At 32.5% G+C, this 18,121-nt stretch carries 14 protein-coding genes; 8 read left to right on the top strand and 6 right to left on the bottom strand.

The genetic code is table 11. From position 1 onward, the window contains the following. Window positions 1–346 precede the first annotated feature (346 nt). From DWX29_RS09275 to DWX29_RS09260, 4 genes are all read left to right on the top strand, one after another. Window positions 347–1,267 carry a hypothetical protein gene (locus DWX29_RS09275; protein WP_118565721.1) on the top strand — a complete coding sequence of 307 codons (921 nt, stop codon included), beginning with the start codon at window positions 347–349 and terminating at the stop codon, window positions 1,265–1,267. 169 nt (window positions 1,268–1,436) lie between these two features. Beyond that, window positions 1,437–2,762, top strand: coding sequence for a nucleotidyltransferase family protein (locus tag DWX29_RS09270; protein WP_118565720.1), 1,326 nt, complete (start codon window positions 1,437–1,439; stop codon window positions 2,760–2,762). A 290-nt stretch (window positions 2,763–3,052) separates the two neighbouring features. Then, window positions 3,053–4,156, top strand: coding sequence for an ATP-binding protein (locus tag DWX29_RS09265; protein WP_118565719.1), 1,104 nt, complete (start codon window positions 3,053–3,055; stop codon window positions 4,154–4,156). Between the two features lie 15 nt (window positions 4,157–4,171). Then, complete coding sequence (locus DWX29_RS09260) at window positions 4,172–4,690, top strand: hypothetical protein (protein WP_118565718.1); 519 nt, start codon at window positions 4,172–4,174, stop codon at window positions 4,688–4,690. A gap of 96 nt (window positions 4,691–4,786) precedes the next feature. On the opposite strand, the gene rfbC is transcribed toward DWX29_RS09260, so the two are convergent. From rfbC to DWX29_RS09235, 5 genes are all read right to left on the bottom strand, one after another. After that, complete coding sequence (gene rfbC, locus DWX29_RS09255) at window positions 4,787–5,395, bottom strand: dTDP-4-dehydrorhamnose 3,5-epimerase (protein WP_022088929.1); 609 nt, start codon at window positions 5,393–5,395, stop codon at window positions 4,787–4,789. Window positions 5,396–5,431: 36 nt separating this feature from the next. Further along, window positions 5,432–6,328 (bottom strand): dTDP-4-dehydrorhamnose reductase, encoded by an 897-nt coding sequence (gene rfbD, locus DWX29_RS09250; protein ID WP_118565717.1) that lies wholly within the window; start codon window positions 6,326–6,328, stop codon window positions 5,432–5,434. 199 nt (window positions 6,329–6,527) lie between these two features. Continuing rightward, complete coding sequence (gene rfbB / locus DWX29_RS09245) at window positions 6,528–7,547, bottom strand: dTDP-glucose 4,6-dehydratase (RefSeq protein ID WP_022088927.1); 1,020 nt, start codon at window positions 7,545–7,547, stop codon at window positions 6,528–6,530. A 110-nt stretch (window positions 7,548–7,657) separates the two neighbouring features. Further along, window positions 7,658–8,554, bottom strand: coding sequence for a glucose-1-phosphate thymidylyltransferase RfbA (gene rfbA, locus DWX29_RS09240; RefSeq protein ID WP_118565716.1), 897 nt, complete (start codon window positions 8,552–8,554; stop codon window positions 7,658–7,660). A 544-nt stretch (window positions 8,555–9,098) separates the two neighbouring features. Continuing rightward, window positions 9,099–10,280: a methyltransferase domain-containing protein gene (locus tag DWX29_RS09235; protein ID WP_118565715.1), complete on the bottom strand. Its 1,182-nt coding sequence runs from the start codon at window positions 10,278–10,280 to the stop codon at window positions 9,099–9,101. Between the two features lie 653 nt (window positions 10,281–10,933). Between DWX29_RS09235 and DWX29_RS09230 the strand changes: the two genes are divergently transcribed. After that, window positions 10,934–12,070 (top strand): hypothetical protein, encoded by a 1,137-nt coding sequence (locus DWX29_RS09230; protein ID WP_117910289.1) that lies wholly within the window; start codon window positions 10,934–10,936, stop codon window positions 12,068–12,070. Window positions 12,071–12,113: 43 nt separating this feature from the next. After that, window positions 12,114–13,400: a glycosyltransferase gene (locus DWX29_RS09225; protein ID WP_118565714.1), complete on the top strand. Its 1,287-nt coding sequence runs from the start codon at window positions 12,114–12,116 to the stop codon at window positions 13,398–13,400. 222 nt (window positions 13,401–13,622) lie between these two features. On the opposite strand, the gene DWX29_RS09220 is transcribed toward DWX29_RS09225, so the two are convergent. After that, window positions 13,623–14,072: an Lrp/AsnC family transcriptional regulator gene (locus DWX29_RS09220; RefSeq protein ID WP_022088922.1), complete on the bottom strand. Its 450-nt coding sequence runs from the start codon at window positions 14,070–14,072 to the stop codon at window positions 13,623–13,625. A gap of 526 nt (window positions 14,073–14,598) precedes the next feature. Here DWX29_RS09220 and DWX29_RS09215 point away from each other — a divergent pair. Both DWX29_RS09215 and DWX29_RS09210 read left to right on the top strand, forming a co-directional pair. Further along, window positions 14,599–16,626, top strand: coding sequence for a sodium-translocating pyrophosphatase (locus DWX29_RS09215; RefSeq protein ID WP_022088921.1), 2,028 nt, complete (start codon window positions 14,599–14,601; stop codon window positions 16,624–16,626). Between the two features lie 297 nt (window positions 16,627–16,923). Further along, entirely contained in the window at window positions 16,924–18,054 is a 1,131-nt protein-coding gene (locus DWX29_RS09210) for a glycosyl hydrolase family 18 protein (RefSeq protein WP_117910286.1), read from the top strand. The last annotated feature ends 67 nt before the right edge of the window (window positions 18,055–18,121 follow it).

The following is an 18,121-nucleotide window of genomic DNA, read 5'->3' as shown; positions in this document are numbered from 1 at the left end:
GCCATAATAGTGATGAAGATGATAACGAATTTGTAACCGGAAAGATGGTGAGTGATAATCTTTTAAATGCAAGGAATGAATATAGAAAGGTACATGATTTGCTTACACAGAATCAAATTTTTACAATAAAAGAAATATACAGAGTAGCGCCACATTTATCAGATGAGAACGCTACTTTTTTATTTATAATATCTATTACAATAGTAATAAAATACGGTTCATATTTAGTGAATAAACATCACATAAAATATATTTGCGCAATTTTACACAATATGATATATTAATCGTATAAAACGTTTTACAAATATTATGATGCTTTAACTGGAGCAATTTATATGGAGGGTTTATGGCGGAAGCTAACATAAAACATAAAGACAGAGTGTTTCGGATGCTATTTGGCTATGAAAAATATAAAGAAAATCTGTTGGAATTATTTAATGCGCTAAATGATACGGCTTATACCAATCCTGATGATTTGGAAATTAATACATTAGATGATGTATTTTACATGAAGATGAAGAATGATGTGTCTTGTATTATTGACAACAGAATAGCGATTTATGAACATCAAAGCACATGGAATTATAATATGCCATTGCGAGGATTTAGATATACGGCGGAATTGTATAACAAGTTTATAATGGAGAATGATTTGGATGTATATCGTAGAAAAATGATAAAGCTGCCGACGCCGCAGTATGTTGTATTTTATAATGGGACAGAAAGAAGAGCAGAGAAAGAAATATTACGACTTTCGGATTCATTTATAATGCCGTGCAGTGAAGGTGAGTATGAGTGGACTGCAACGGTTTACAACATAAACGACGGCCACAATAAAGATTTGATGAACAAGTGCAAAATTATGCAGGAATATGCTACAATGGTAGCAAAGATAAGAGAATTCCGGCAGAAGGGATGCGATTTGGATATGGCGATAGAGTATTGCCTTTTACATGATGTTTTAAAGGAATTTCTGCTGGAGCATAAGTCGGAGGTGGCAGACATGCTTAGAATGGAATATGACGAGGCCAGAACCATGAATCATCTGAAAGAGGATTATTATGAAGAGGGCGTGAAAGATGGCGCAATGAAGGCAAAAGTTTCACTGATATGCAGAAATTTGTCAGCAGGAATAACAGCGGAACAGATTGCAGAGTTTATGGGAGAAGACATTTCATTTGTTCGGAAAGTGTGCGACGCAATAGGTGATAATCCATCGGAATGTGATGTGGATGAGGTAGTTAGAAAATTAAGTAAGATAGAATAATTTAGGAGCATCTAAAAGCCATTTATATTAAGAAATTACAGAAACAAAGTATTAGAGTGTGGATGCAATTACATGGCTGAAAATTTTGCTTGGCATAGTATAATAAAATATAATTTAAGAAATATTTTATAATTGTATTAAAATAAAAAATTGAAAGAGATAAATTGTGATGGCAAATATAAATTTGAAAACTTATTATATGGTGATAAAAATCCTTGGAGATTTTGTTAACAATAAGATAATTGACAAAGATTTTTTTAATGAAAATATTATAGATGTGGCAAATGAAGAAAATTCTCAGAAAATATATATAGGAAGAATTTATTATATTGCAAAGAAACATAATCTTGTTTCAATTATGGCACAGGCAATGGAAAAGTTGGGATTTGAATCTGATAGTGATATTTGGAAACGTTGGTTAAAGGAGAAAAATCAGCTTATTTACAAAAGTGTGCTTATGGATGTAGAGCGTGAAGCAATTCAGGATTTTTTCGAGAAAAATAATATTTGGTACATGCTTCTTAAAGGAATGGTTATAAGAAAATATTATCCGGCTCCGGAACTTAGGGAAATGGCTGATAATGATATTTTATTTGACAATAAATATTCTAAAGAAGTTTATGAGTTTATGACTGCAAGAGGATATAAATCTGATGATTATAATAAAGGATATCATGATGAGTATTTGAAACCCCCTGCATATAATTTTGAAATGCACAGACAGTTGGTAAGCTCAAAGGAAAGACCTAAGTGGTATGAATATTATAAAGATGTTAAGTCAATTTTGATAAATGATGCAAATGGCAAAAATCAGTTCTATTTTTCTGATAATGATTTTTATGTTTATTTTATAGTGCATACATATAAGCATTTTCTTAATAGTGGGATGGGTTTGAGAACTGTTTTGGACGTATATTTGTATGTTAGTAATTTGCAGGAAAAGTTGGATTTTGACTACATTGAAGAGCAGTTGAAGAAACTTGATGCTTACGATTTCGAGCAGACATTTAGAAGTATTGCCTTTAAAATGTTTGGGGAGAATGCTAAAGAAGGCAATGCGGCAGCAGATGAGTTGCAGGATTCATTTGATGCTAAAGAGCAGGATATGTTGCGAGAGTCATTTGACGCTAAAAAACAGGACAAGTTATGTGGCTCATTTGATGCTAAAGAGCAAGACAAGTGGTGGAATTCATTTGATGATAAAGAACATGATATGTTGTCATATATTTTTGACGCCGGAACATACGGAAATTTGGAAAATAGTGTGGCCCACAAGATGGGGTATACTAAGGGTGAGAAGAAGAAAGCATCCGATAAAGTAAAATACATATTCCGCAGACTTTTCCCTTCAATGGATACAATCGAGGAATTTTTCCCATTCTTTTACAAGCATAAATGGGCAATCCCATTCTTGTACATTTATAGAATCGGCAAAATGCCATTTACACGAAGAAAAAAAGTCGCGGGTGAGCTTCGGGAAGTTTTTAAGAAGTAGTTGAGGTAAGGAAGAATATTAAGTTACTGCAAATTATCTTAGTAAAATGATGTCATTTATTAGAAGACTAAAAAGTATATTATAAATTCAATTGAGTGTTGGTTTGTCAAAGTTCGACGTTATATATGGATTAATATAAAAACATTTAAAATATACATCTAAAACTTATTTGTTTTTTAGTACACAAAGTATAAAATTATACATGCTTGAAAATAAAACAAAAAGAGGTATAATAAATGGAAGAGTATTACTTCATAAAACACGAACAAATAAACAAAGGAGAACGAGCTATGATTATTATGGATATTAAAGTTGATAATTTTTATGCTTTTAAAAATTTTCATATGAATATGTCTTATCCAAAGAAAATAGTAGATTCAACAATAGAAGAGGAATTTTTAGAGGAAAGACCTAATTTTAGATATAAGAAAGTAAATATAATTATGGGTGGAAATGCCACTGGGAAAACATCATTAGGACGATTGCTTATGTTGTTTACAAATTATTTAAATGATGGTGGATTTAGAAGATTTACAGATAGAATTTCTGATGAAAAAAAAGAAGCAAAAATTTCAATTGATTTTGTTACAGATACCAATATTCTTTATAGATTTGAAATGAAGGTATTGCCAAAAGAAAAAGATGATTATAGTGAGGATGAAGTGGACATTAAAATATATTATACTCCTATTTTAATTAAAGATAATTATGAAATGTGCGCAAATAAACTTAATGAGAAAAATTGTAGTTGTACAACATATGATAAGATAAATACAAATGGTTGGAGTTTTTCGTATCCAATAGATGTAATAGAGGAAAAAAAATATAAAACTATTGAAGAAAATGATAAATATATATTTATTTTAGAACAAATATTAAAAACGTTAGATCCATCAGTAAAAGAAGTAGTAAAGGTAAATGAAGTTGAAAACACATATGCAATTATTTGGGAGAATTGTTCTGTAATAATCAAAGATGGAAGAATTGAAAATAGTAATGTAATGTCAAGTGGGACTAAAGCTGGACTTGAAATATCTTATATAATAACATCACTTATATGTAATATGCATGATTTATATTATTGTGATGAGTTATTTTCATTTGTTAATAGTGACATTGAGAAGGCATGTTTATCGATTATAATAGATAAGCTTAAAGGAAGAAAACAGTTGTTTTTCACAACCCACAATTCTGATATTTTAGATATGCAGTTACCAAAACATGCCTATTCATTTTTGAAAAAGGATATGTCAGATGATGAAACAACAATAAAATGTATTAGTGCGTCTAAGTATTTAAAAAGGAATACAGATTCGCTGAAAAATGCTGTTGAAAATGATTTGTTTTGTACTGCTCCGGAATTAAATAGAATATATGAAATTGCTGATTTATAGTTAGGGTGGTGCGGGATGAGAAAAAATGGAATATACCAATATTATGTAGAGGGTGAAGATGATAAAAAAATAGTAAATGCGTTGAAACAGGAGATAGGTTGTATTGAAAGTGGAAAAGTGGAAAAATTTAATGTAATACAAAACAAATTTTCTATTGCAAGAATAAGACCTTTAAAAAGTGGAACTACCGTAATACTAGTATATGATACAGATGTTGAAACGAATATAGATATTTTAGATTACAATGTTAAGTTCTTAAAAAAACAGAGTGCAATTAAAGATGTTATTTGCATACCACAGGTTAACAATTTAGAGGATGAGCTTGTTGGTGCATGCAATGTAAAAAATGTTATAGAAATTACAAAAAGTAATAGTTTAAAAGAATACAAAAGAGAATTAATTAGTTGCACAAATTTGGGGAAAAGATTGCAAGTATGTGGATTTAACATATTAAAATTTTGGAATAAATTACCTAAAAACTCATATGAAAAATATGGAAATGACTCAAGTAAAATAAAGAAGGTAAAAAAATAAGAATTTAATGGATTAATAATAATTAAAAAACCAAAGCAGGGCTGGCACAAGTGCCAGCCCTGCTTTAATCATACACCTTGAAGAGTGCATATCTAATTAAAACTTAAATGTATCCTTTAAGCCTACCCATAACTGATCTTTGTCGCTAAGGTTAAGTGCTGTTCCGTCTTCTAACTTATAGCCTTCGCCGCTTGCAGTTCCTTTGTATTCGCCAACAAGCTGTGGCCATTTGATTCCAATTTCAGGATCATTCCAAGCAAGTCCACCTTCATCACCAGGATGATAGAAGTCTGTACATTTGTAGCAGAATTCAGCAAGGTCTGAAAGTACTAAGAAACCATGAGCAAATCCTTCTGGAATGTAGAACTGTTTCTTGTTTTCTTCAGTAAGTTCAACACCAAACCATTTTCCGTATGTTTCTGAATCACTTCTTAAGTCAACAGCTACATCAAATACGCTACCCTTTACAACTCTAACTAATTTGCCCTGTGGAAATTCTTTTTGGAAATGAAGACCACGGAGAACACCCTTAGTAGAACTTGACTGATTATCCTGTACAAATACCATGTCAAGTCCGGCTTCCTGCATATCTTTCTGGTTGTATGTTTCCATAAAATATCCTCTTGCATCACCGTGTACTGTTGGCTCGATAACGCATAATCCTTTGATTCCACCTGCATTTTTTTCAACTTTAATCTGTCCCATTTTTATTTACTCCTTATTTATAAAATATTTTGATTTTTACAAACTTTCAATATCAAGTTCTTTTAAATATCTGCTAACAGCATCCTGCCATGTTGGAAGTGGAGTGAATCCATTTTCAACTAATTTGCTCTTATCGAGACGGCTGTTAAATGGACGTTTTGCTTTTGAAACGCCGTATTCAGCAGTTGTGACAGGTGTAACAGTAATGTTTTTTTCACTGTATCTGTCATAACCCATTTCAGTAGCCTGTTTGAAGATTTCTTTTGTGAAATCCCACCAACTGATGTAGCCACCTTCGTTTGTTGCATGATAGTATCCATATTTGTCAGTAACAATCATAGATACTAATAATTTAGCAAGGTCAAATGTGTAAGTTGGAGTTCCTATCTGGTCTGAAACAACCTTTAACTGGTCATGATTCTTGCCAACTTTAAGCATTGTCTTGATAAAGTTATTTCCGTTTTTACCAAATACCCATGCGATTCTTACGATAAAATATTTGTCTAATGTATTTGCGACAGCTAATTCACCATCGAGTTTTGTCTGACCGTAAACGTTTTGAGGTGCATAGTCTTTGCAATCAGGCTGCCAAGGTTCTGTTCCTTCTCCGTTAAATACATAGTCAGTTGAAATATACATCATTTTTATATCAAGTTCCTTACAAACATCAGCGATATTCTGTGTTCCATTTACGTTTACAAGTTTAACTTTTTCCTGCTTATCTTCATCTTCAGCAGCGTCAACGGCTGTCCATGCAGCACAGTGAATTACTGCGTCAGGATTAACTTCTTTGATGACTTTATCTACAGAAGCCTTGTCTGTGATATCCATTTCTTCGATATCAACACCAACTGCTTCAATATTTTTCTCTTTTAATTCATTTACTACGTCAAATCCTAATTGACCTTTAACTCCTGTTACGAGAATTTTCATATTTACTCCTTTTTGATATTGTAACAATGCCAGTGGTAAAAGGTTTAAGACCACATAAACTTGCTTATAAGTGGGTAAAAGACCTTTTGCCCCGGGCATCTTGTGATTTTAAAATTACATATATTTTAGTGTACACCATTGAATTATGAAAAATCCTGTTTCCAGGGAAGAAAACAGGATTTTCATTTAGGCAGACATATTATCTGTTGCCATACATTTTTTCATAATAATTCTGATATTCTCCGGAAATGATAGTTTCCCACCATTCTTTGTTGTCAAGATACCACTGAATTGTCTTCTTGATACCATCAGCAAATTTTGTTTCAGGTAACCATCCAAGTTCGTTGTGAATCTTTGTTGGGTCGATAGCGTAACGCATATCGTGTCCCTTTCTATCAGCTACATATGTGATAAGGCTTTCTGGTTTGCCTAATTCTTTACAAATAATCTTAACGATATCGATGTTTGTCATTTCATTGTGACCACCAACATTGTAAACTTCACCAACTCTACCTTTGTGGATGATTAAGTCGATTGCACGGCAGTGATCTTCTACATATAACCAGTCACGAACGTTTTCGCCCTTGCCATATACTGGAAGTGGTTTGTCATTTAATGCATTAGCAATCATAAGTGGAATCAATTTCTCTGGGAAATGATATGGTCCGTAGTTATTTGAACATCTGCTGATTGTTACAGGAAGTCCATATGTTCTGTGATATGCTAATACTAATAAGTCAGCAGCAGCTTTTGATGAACTGTATGGGCTGCTTGTGTGAATTGGTGTTTCTTCAGTGAAGAATAAGTCAGGTCTGTCAAGTGGTAAATCACCATAAACTTCATCAGTTGATACCTGATGATAACGCTTGATGCCGTATTTTCTACAAGCATCCATAAGAACTGCAGTTCCTAAAATATTTGTGTTTAAGAATACTTCAGGGTTTTCGATTGAACGGTCAACATGGCTTTCTGCAGCAAAGTTAACAACGATGTCCGGATGTTCTTCTTCAAATAATTTATATACAGCTTCTCTATCTGTGATGTCTTCTTTTACAAAACGGAAATTTGGATTGTCCATAACTGGAGCAAGTGTTGAAAGATTTCCTGCGTATGTGAGGCAGTCAAGACAAATGATACGGTAGTCCGGATATGTGTTTAACATATGGAATACAAAGTTACTTCCGATAAATCCGGCACCGCCGGTTACGATAATGTTCATAATAATTCTCCTTAATTGTGTAAATTTTCTTTTTCTAATAACATGAATGTTATTGCTTAGGGAAATACCCTGTTTATCAAACTAAGTTTTCAAAGAAAACAAAGTTTTAATTAGTGAAGTACGTCCATGTATTTTTCATCAAGTACATCTTTTAAATACTGGCCATACTGATTTTTCTTTAATATTTCATAAACTTTAAGAACGTCTTCTCTTGAAATCCATCCGTTAAGGTAAGCGATTTCTTCAAGACATGCAATTTTTCTATGCTGATGTGTTTCAACAGTCTTAACAAAGTTAGTTGCTTCAACAAGACTTTCATGTGTTCCTGTATCTAACCAAGTGAATCCTTGTCCTAAAAGTTCAACATTTAATTCGTTGTTTTCTAAGTAGATTCTGTTCAAATCAGTGATTTCTAATTCACCTCTAGCACTTGGCTTAAGGTTTTTAGCATATTCAACAACCTTATTATCATAGAAATAAAGACCTGTAACGCAGTAGTTACTCTTTGGCTGTGCAGGCTTTTCTTCTATAGAAATAGCCTTACCTTCTTTGTCAAATTCTACGATACCAAATCTTTCAGGATCGTCAACATAGTAACCAAATACTGTTGCACCTTTTCCACTTTCTGCATTTTCAACAGCAGCTTTTAAACGCTTCTTAAGTCCGTGACCTGCAAAAATGTTATCACCAAGAACCATGGCAACACAATCATCACCAATAAATTCTTCACCGATTACAAATGCCTGAGCAAGTCCGTCCGGGCTAGGCTGAACCTTATAAGAAAGGTTAACACCAAACTGATGTCCGTCGCCAAGTAATTCCTGGAAACGAGGAGTATCCTGTGGTGTAGAAATGATTAAAATATCACGAATGCCTGCATTCATTAAAACTGACATTGGATAATAAATCATAGGTTTGTCATAAATAGGAAGTAACTGTTTAGAAGTTACCATTGTGAGAGGGTAAAGACGTGTGCCTGAACCACCTGCTAAAATAATACCTTTCATAGTATATCTCCTTTGTTTAATCAAATTTTGCTTAAGTAGAATTTGATGATGATAAAATTATCGTAGCAATATCCGGTTGCACGATTTTTGCAACAATATTAGTTGATAAAATTTATCAATTCAACAATATTAGTTCGCACGATTTTAAATATCATAAAACATTCTACTTTGAAAGCAATAAAACTGTCTGACTCAAATGTTAAGTATATAATAAAAGGTGACGTAACGTCACCTTCAAGTCTTTTTTTCAATTTTTTTGAAATTTAATAAAAAATTCATATTTAAGTGCACTATTTTATGCAAATTTGGTACATATGGTGCGATATTTTAGATTCTTGAAGCTATTATTTGCTAAGATTGTTCACTTATACCATAAGTAACAGTTATCTTTTACATTTTATTGAGTCTTATATCAGATTTCATAATTAAGGAAAAGAAATTTTATGCTTAGGGGTACAAAGTTGTACCCTTGTAAAACCTTAAGTTAACTTTAGGGTACAGAGTTGTACCCTAACTTATTTTTGTTTTTGCTAAATGCCATCATTTATTTCACGCAAACAAATATTCCGGCTTCTTTAGTAATATGGAAAGGCGTTTTTGTTTTCTGCTCGACAAAATCTTTGAATTCCTGATATTTGCTAAGAATATATTCATTCTGGTTTCCGTGACAGGACAAAATATATTCCATCAATGGCTCAGCTTGGTCAACCTCAAGGTAATCTTCATAAGGCTTCATTTGAATAGAGTTAAAATGAAGTTTAAGAAAATCTTCACCATTATCAAGACCAAATTTTTCATAAAGTTTATTTGATGACAAATTTATACGGTTGTCAAAAGATTTGACAAGTTTGTCAATCTCACACATATGCTTATTTCCGTAAGTGCTACATATGAAACGACCGCCTTTCTTTAGAACTCTGTTGACTTCAGAGAGAGCAGTATCAATATTTTCACAGTAGAAAAGCACATGATTAGCAATTACAAGGTCAAATTCTTCATCTTTATATGGAATATTTTCGCAGTCAAATGTTCCAAAAGAAAATCGTGTGTCAGCAAGTCCGATAGCACGTCTGGTATCACGAATCATTCCCTGAGAAATATCAGAAAGATAAATGTTAATGTCAGAAGGTACTTTGTCCATATTTTGGGACCAAAGGGCTCCGCTTCCACAACCGATTTCTAAAACCTTCATGCACGGCTGAATGTTGTAATTGTCATAAAGCCAGTTAAACCAATGCTGCTCATTATGAGAGTATAAATTGTGCAAATTAATTCTTGCAGAAATATTAGAAGCATTCTGATACTGTGTTTTTATGGAATTTTCTGCATTTGTCAAATGAATAAGCTCTAACATCTGGCTCCAGTCAACATGATGTTCCTTTGTTAAGGCAGTTGTTGTGTCTTTAATCGCCTTCTCCACCATCTGCATTTGCTCGATTCTATCCTGAACAAGTTTAAGCTGCATATTCAATGAATTGAGAAGCATTTGCGAATTACTGTCGTCGATTGTGATTTCTCTGATGTCATCCAAAGAAAAACCAAGGTATTTGAGCAAAAGGATTTGCTGTAATCTAACCAAATCCTCATGAGAATAAAATCTTGCTCCGTAATCAGTAATATAAGTTGGTTTTAAAATATTCTGTTTATCGTAATAACGTATTGTTCTCACGGAAACATGTGCCATTTTGGCAAATTCCCCTGATGAATATAAATCATCTTTCTGCATAACAAAATCCTCTCGTTACCATATGTGTTATCAAAAATTTAATCTTGTGTAATCGTAACACAATTAGTAAAAAAACGCTATATTACACAGCAGTACAAAGCAAAATATACATCAAAATATAATTGGTAAAACGACATATTGCATAGCATTATAACAAAATCCACATCAAAATTTAATTAGTAAAAAAACGCCATATTGTACAATGGAGCAACGTAAAAATTGTGCTTATTAATATTTGATATAATACCTTTAAAATAGTATAATTAAAGTATTATTTAACGTGTTAATTTGCTAAGTCTGTATTGAGAGTACAGATAGGAAAAATAAAATTTAAGGAAAGGATAAAATTATAAAAACGACCAAATGAATTATTTAGGTCAGATTACAAAATGAGATAAAATTATAGAAAAAATTTAGAAACGGATTAAAAAAATAAAAAGGATTAAAAAGAAAACTAAAGTAATATTAAATTTGAATTTAAGAACAAAATGAAAAACTAAAATATAAATTTATAGGAAAGACAAATAAAATAATTTTATGATTTGCAGTATGGCATAAAGTAACAAATTTATGACAGATAGTATGAAAATAACAAATACGGCAATTATGCAGGGAAAAATTACGGAAAATTTGTTGAAAAGAGGGATGTAGAGATGTTCGGGTATAAACAATTATTAAATTGTATATTTGCATCTGATGATGGAGGTGGAAGGTACCTCGTTTTTAATCAGAACGAAAATACATGGATTCTTCCGGCAGATAAATTGAAATTGGCGATTGAAATGTGTCAGCCATATTCTAAGAAGGATCAGAAAAGAAGAGATTTAATTTTAACGGTAAAGGATGTTGGATTTGCGCTTCGCAAAATGGGAGTTGAGACAGTTAACTTATTGTTGCAGCCACAGCTAAAGGAATATATAGACGGTTTAGTTGGAACGGAAAATTATTATGTAGCAGCTTATATGGGAGATATTTCGTCTGAATTAAACCAAAAAGTTACGCTACAGATTTTTACGAATGAGAAGATATTGTGCTATTTGAGAATTTCTAATTCTTCTGAAGTTATTAATGTGATGAAGCACGAGATAGATATGATTGACTTTTTGCATGAAAAAGAAGTTGCAAACATTCCTGAAATAATAGATGCGTCTATTATTGGGGATTTGCATATTTTTGCACAAAAAAGCGAGAAGAAACTTTCAGAAAAAGTTAAACTTGAATTTGATGATAGGCATATGAAGTGTCTTAAAGACATTATGGACAAAACAAAGATATTATGTAAATATGAGGAGACAGATTTATATAGATTAATTCAGAAATTAAAATCCGAAATAAAGACAAAGTTCCCGAAAAATGAGGGAATGATATTACAGCATTCAATTAGAATTATAGAAAACCAGCTTAAAGAAACAGAGGATTATTATGCGGTTAGTCACGGTGATTTTTCGCCTTGGAACATTTATTATAATAGCAAAAAAGAAGTGTGCATGTATGACTTTGAGTATGCGCATTATGAGATGCCTGAATACGTAGATGCATTTCATTATTTAACCAAAATGTCTTTATACGGTTTGCAGAATGATGGCGACAAGACGATTGCCGTGTATGACAAATATAAAAAATTATTGTCACAGTACATAGATAAAGATACTGATTTTGTGTATTTATGTTATTTGATTGGCATAATCAGTTCTTATAGTACAAATGCGGCAGAAAAGTTTAGCATTTATGCATACAAATATTTAGATTGGATAGCAATTGTTTCTTATTTAAATAGTAGATTAGACTAATTGGGTTGAAAAATTAATTACAAATTATGAAAAGGAGAAAATAATGGGAGATAAGAATATTTTACTATTATTAGATAGGATGGAATTTTGTGCCCTAAATTCCACTGTATTAAGTTATGTCAAAAATATGGATAGGAATAAATTTCATTTTGATATATTAGTTGCAGCAAATCAATTAGGAAGTATGGAGAAGCAGTTTAGCAATGAAGGATGCAATGTATTCTGCTTATGTGCGAGTACTTCCGATAGAAAATTTAAAACTAAATTTGCAGAATTCATTCAGAAAAGAAATAAATACGATGTTGTACATTCTTTTTTGAAAAATGGAATGGTCGCTTTAGCTGTGGCAAAAGAAAATGAAATACCGGTAAGAATTATTAACTGTAGTGAAAATGACGTCGCTCATAATAGAAAAAATAATAAAAATGATGAAATCACACACATAGTCACAACAGGAAATAACAATCAATCGGATAATACAGCTGCATCCGGTAAAAAGAATGCTGATACGAATGAAATTAATTTGGATAATAATGGAAGTAAAAGTGTTAATCGGGAAATATCCGGAGTAGACCATGTTAACACAAATGCAGCAGTGACAAATGAAATCGATGAAGGTAATGAAGGCATAATGGTGCCGAATGAAAATAAAGAGGAAATTGTTTCTGTGAATAAGGCAGTTGATGTAATTGAATATGAGTTTAATTTAGATACTGCAAAAGAGTTTAGAAGTTCTCTTGGAATAGATGACAACCAGATTGTTTTTTTGCATATTGGAAATATAAGTGACCAATTTAATCAGAAATTTTCTATAGAAATATTTCGTGAATTAAGAGAAGTTAAAAATGCATGTCTTTTATTTATAGGTAATGAAGATAATAAGAAGGAAATAAATGAAATCAAATTCTTTAAAAAGTATGCTTCGAGATATGGATTTGAAGAAAGGTTGTATTTTCTTGGATCTATGGAAAACCTTGATAAAGCTTTATCGGCATCAGATATTATTCTGGCTCCATGGAAAAAGACAGCATTGTCAACAGCACTTTTGGCGGCACAGGCAAGTGGCGCTAAAATATTTGCATCAGATGTTTTAAGTGAAAAGATTAATGTTACGGATACAGTGCATTTTTTATCATTAAAAAAACCGGCACGTGCATGGGCGTGTGAGATTATGAATTTTATATTTAATGAAGATAAAAGAATTATAAGCACAAATAATCAGATAGAAAGCCGTAGGCATCTATCAGAGCATAATTGCAATATAATTTTAAGAAATGGATATGATATTATTGATAATCTAAAGAAGATAAATAGAATTTATGAACTATGAGACTAAAGTGGGATTTCTGAAATGTGTGATTAGAATAGGATCTCTGTAATTCGAGACTAAAGCAGGATTTCTGAAATGTAATTAAAAAATACGGCTGAATTTCAAAATAAAATTCAGCCGTATTTTTTGGAGATTCATAATAACTAAATCTCATATTACTATTAAAAAATCTAAAGCATCTAAGCTTTTATATTATCATTCTATAGCGATTAGTATTAAAAATTAGTCTGAAAGAGGAATTCCTCTGTGAGGTACAGATGTTGAGAAAACAATCTGAGTCTTTGTGCTTCCAAACTTCTGAAGTTCGCCGATAAAATGGTCAAGTTCTTCAGTGCTTTTAAACATTACTTCAATAAGCATTGCGTATTCTCCTGTTACGCAATTACATTCAATAACGTTATCACAGCTCTTTATGTATGGGTAGAAGTCTTTCTTCTGTCCCGGTTTTACTTCCAAATTAATAAATGCCTTAATATGATATCCTAATTCAGCAGGATTGATTATTGCATTGTAGCCTGTTATAATTCCGGCTTTCTCAAGACGTTCAATTCTTGCAGAAACTGCCGGGGATGAAAGAAACACCTGACTGGCTATTGCCTTAAGGGGGGTACGGGCATTTTCGTGAAGCAGTCTGATAATTTGTTCATCAATGTGATCAAGTTCATGTCTCATAGTAGTTCTCCTTTAATTTCATATTATTTTTCAGCCTGTTATTAATAAAGTTAAGTTTAAACTTTATTTTAACACAGATATTATAACACACACTTTATAAAAATTACAAAGGAAAATTTACTAAATAAAGAAAAAAGGAAGAAAAAGTTCATAAAAAAAGATCTAATAAAAAATAACTTAAAATAAAACAAATTAAAAAACTTTTTTAAGTAAAAATTTATGATGGAAATAAAACATATTTAATTAAGAAAGAAAACGTTCAAAAAAACTTTTGCACTTTTATTAGTGAAAATTTTATTGTGAAAAAATTAACAAAATACTTGATAAGTTTGAAATAAAATGATAATCTATTGAAATATTAATGGGGATTTGAAATAAAGTTTATTTTCTTAAATAAAAAATGTATATAAGTTAAATAAAACAAGTAAAAATACGATATAGTTAATTTTGTTAAATGCTGGAAATGATAAACTTTATTAGCCTCAAAATTATTAAAAGAAAAATTGAAAACAGGAGGAAATTTGAAATGGAGAATTTGGTTTATTTAGCTCCGATAGCAGGTGTTATTGCTTTAATTTTTGCAGCATACAAAGCAGTGGTTATTGGAAAAGCTAAACCTGGAAATGAAAGAATGGTAGAAATTTCAGACGCCATTGCAGAAGGTGCTAAAGCATTTTTATATTCAGAATATAAGGTTTTAGTTATTTTTGCGGCAGTGCTTTTTATAGTTATTGGATTTGGAGTTAGCTGGCTTACAGCCGTTTGTTTCTTAGTTGGAGCAGCTTTCTCAACTTTAGCAGGTTATTTTGGAATGACAGTTGCTACTAAGGCAAATGTTAGAACTGCAAATGCAGCTAAGGAAAGTGGTATGAATAAGGCTCTTTCAATTGCATTCTCAGGTGGTGCAGTTATGGGTCTTTGCGTTGTAGGTCTTGGTATTGTTGGACTTAGCGTTATTTTCATTGTGCTTAATGCTACAACAGGAATTACTTCTAATTCAGTTAGTATACTTACAGGATTTAGTTTAGGTGCTTCATCAATTGCTCTTTTTGCAAGAGTTGGTGGTGGTATCTATACAAAGGCAGCAGACGTTGGTGCTGACCTTGTTGGTAAAGTTGAAGCTGGTATTCCTGAAGATGATCCAAGAAACCCGGCAGTTATCGCTGATAACGTAGGTGACAATGTAGGTGACGTTGCAGGTATGGGTGCTGACTTATTTGAAAGTTATGTTGGTGCTTTAGTTTCAGCAGTTACATTAGGTATTGTTACAACATTGGGAGATGCTACATCATTTATGACAGCTCTTTTCCCACTTGTTATTGCAGCAATCGGTATTCTTGCTTCTGTAATCGCAACTTTCTTTGTTAGAGGTAAAGAAGGTTCTGATCCTCAGAAGGCTTTAAATGCAGGCGAATATACAGCTACAGTTTTAGTTATTATTGCATCAGCAATTTTAAGCAAAGTATTTTTCGGTGGATTCGATGCATTTATCGCAATTATTTCAGGTCTTATCGTTGGTACTATTATTGGTAAAGTTACAGAAATGTATACTTCAGAAAAATATAAGAGTGTTAAAGAAATCGCTGAAAGCTCTCAGACAGGTTCAGCAACAAATATTATCAGCGGTTTATCAGTTGGTATGAAATCAACATTTATTCCTATCATCATCGTTGCAATCGGTATTTTAGTTGCTTTCCATTTTGCTGGAATGTATGGTATCGCTCTTGCAGCAGTTGGTATGCTTTCAACAACAGGTATGACAATCGCAGTTGATGCTTATGGTCCAATTGCTGATAATGCAGGTGGTATTGCAGAAATGTCAGAACTTGATGAAAGCGTTAGAGATATTACAGATAAATTAGATGCAGTTGGTAACACAACAGCAGCAATTGGTAAAGGTTTTGCCATTGGTTCAGCAGCACTTACAGCTTTATCATTATTTGTTTCATTTGCTGAAACAGCAGGCATTACAAAAGAAGGAATTAACATCCTTGATGCTCCTGTAGTTGCAGGTTTATTCATTGGTGGTATGCTTCCATTTATGTTCTCAGCTTTAACAATGTCTTCAGTTGGTAAGGCAGCAAATAAGATGATTGAAGAAGTTCGTCGTCAGTTCAAAGAAAAACCGGGAATCCTTAAAGGAACAGAAAAACCTGACTATAAGACATGTGTTGGTATTTCAACACAGGCAGCTTTACATGAAATGATTATTCCGGGTGTTATGGCAGTAGTAGCACCATTATTAATCGGATTCTTACTCGGCGTAGAAGCTCTTGGTGGTATGCTTGCAGGTGCACTTGTAAGTGGTGTTATGATGGCTATCTTCATGGCAAACGCAGGTGGTGCTTGGGATAACGCTAAGAAGTATATCGAAGGTGGTTTCGCAGGCGGAAAAGGAAGCGATGCTCATAAGGCAGCAGTTGTTGGTGATACAGTAGGTGATCCGTTCAAGGATACATCAGGACCATCAATCAATATCTTAATCAAATTAATGACAATTGTTTCACTTGTATTTGCAGCAGTAATTGCTCAGTACGGCGGAATTTTATTCTAAAGACAATAAAATTAAAATATGGTTACAAACTATTATTAGTTTTAACAATACATTATTTCCTATAGGGAAAATCTTATAACTTTAGTATTACGAAAAAACAGAGGATGCGAGTTTATAACTTCGCATCCTCTGTTTTTTAGGGCTTAGACATGTGAAACAAAATAAAATATCCATTTCTCCTAAAAGTTGATACCTAATATATAGAAAATTAAATGGCAGTTTGCACCTTGTAGAAAGTGACACAAATATACTAAACAACATAAATTAGTATAAGTGGAATTTAGAAAGAGGTACCGTATGCAGATATATGTTGTGGAACCACTGGATACAGTTGATAGCATTGCAAATAAATTTGGAACACCGGTAGAAGAAATAATATTTGCAAATCAGCTTATTTATCCGTATAAATTAGCAGTTGGGCAGGCTCTTTTAGTTGAATTTCGACCAAATCAGTATAGAACAAGAAGAGTAATAAATGGCTATGCGTATCCTTTTATAAGTAATTATGTGTTGAGAGTAACTTTGCCGTATTTGTCAGGATTATATATTTTTTCGTATGGATTTACTAAGGAAGGGGAAGTTGTGTCTCCGGCTTTAGATGACCAGTGGATGATAAATGAAGCCTATGAAAATGATACCAAGCCTGTACTTACGCTTACTCCATTTGATGAAAATGGAGTATTTAGCAATAATTTGATTACAGCTCTAGTTAATAATGAGCAGGCAATTGAAAACCTGATAGGCAATTTGATTTATTTAATGAATGAAAAGGGCTTTGCAGGGCTTGATATAGATTTTGAATATATTTATAAAGAAGACAGAGATGCCTTCACAAGTTTTGTTGCAGAATGTACAAGACGAATGAATGAGTATGGAATTTGGGTGTCAGTGGCACTTGCACCAAAGACGTCATCTGACCAGAAAGGTTTGCTATATGAAGGAAAAGATTATGGTGGACTTGGTGCTGCCGCAAATTCAGTCCTTTTGATGACATACGAATGGGGTTATACTTATAGTTCACCAATGGCGGTGGCGCCAATTAATAAAGTCAGACAGGTAATTGAATATGCACTTTCACAAATTCCTGAGGCAAAAATCGATATGGGAATACCAAACTACGGCTATGATTGGACTTTGCCATATGAAAAAGGTGTGACTAAAGCTAAGACAATTGGAAATGTTGAGGCAATTCAACTAGCAATTAATAATGGCGCTACAGTACAATATGATAATGTGGCACAAACTCCATTTTTTAATTACACAATCGGAAATGAAATACATGAGGTATGGTTTGAAGATGTAAGGAGCATAAATGCAAAATTAAATTTAATTGATGAATACAATCTTAGGGGGGCAGCTTATTGGCAGATAATGAGATTGTTTAGGGCAAACTGGCTGCTTGTTGAAAGTAAGTTTGAGGTAAAATAAAAACTAAAATAGTAGTCTTTTTTTGTTTGCTACAGATATTAATACGTAGTATAATCTTTTTTATTAG

The organism is Eubacterium sp. AF19-12LB, from assembly GCF_003479125.1.
Lineage (GTDB): Bacteria > Bacillota > Clostridia > Lachnospirales > Lachnospiraceae > Eubacterium_U > Eubacterium_U album.
This window is presented reverse-complemented; position numbering and strand designations above follow the sequence as displayed.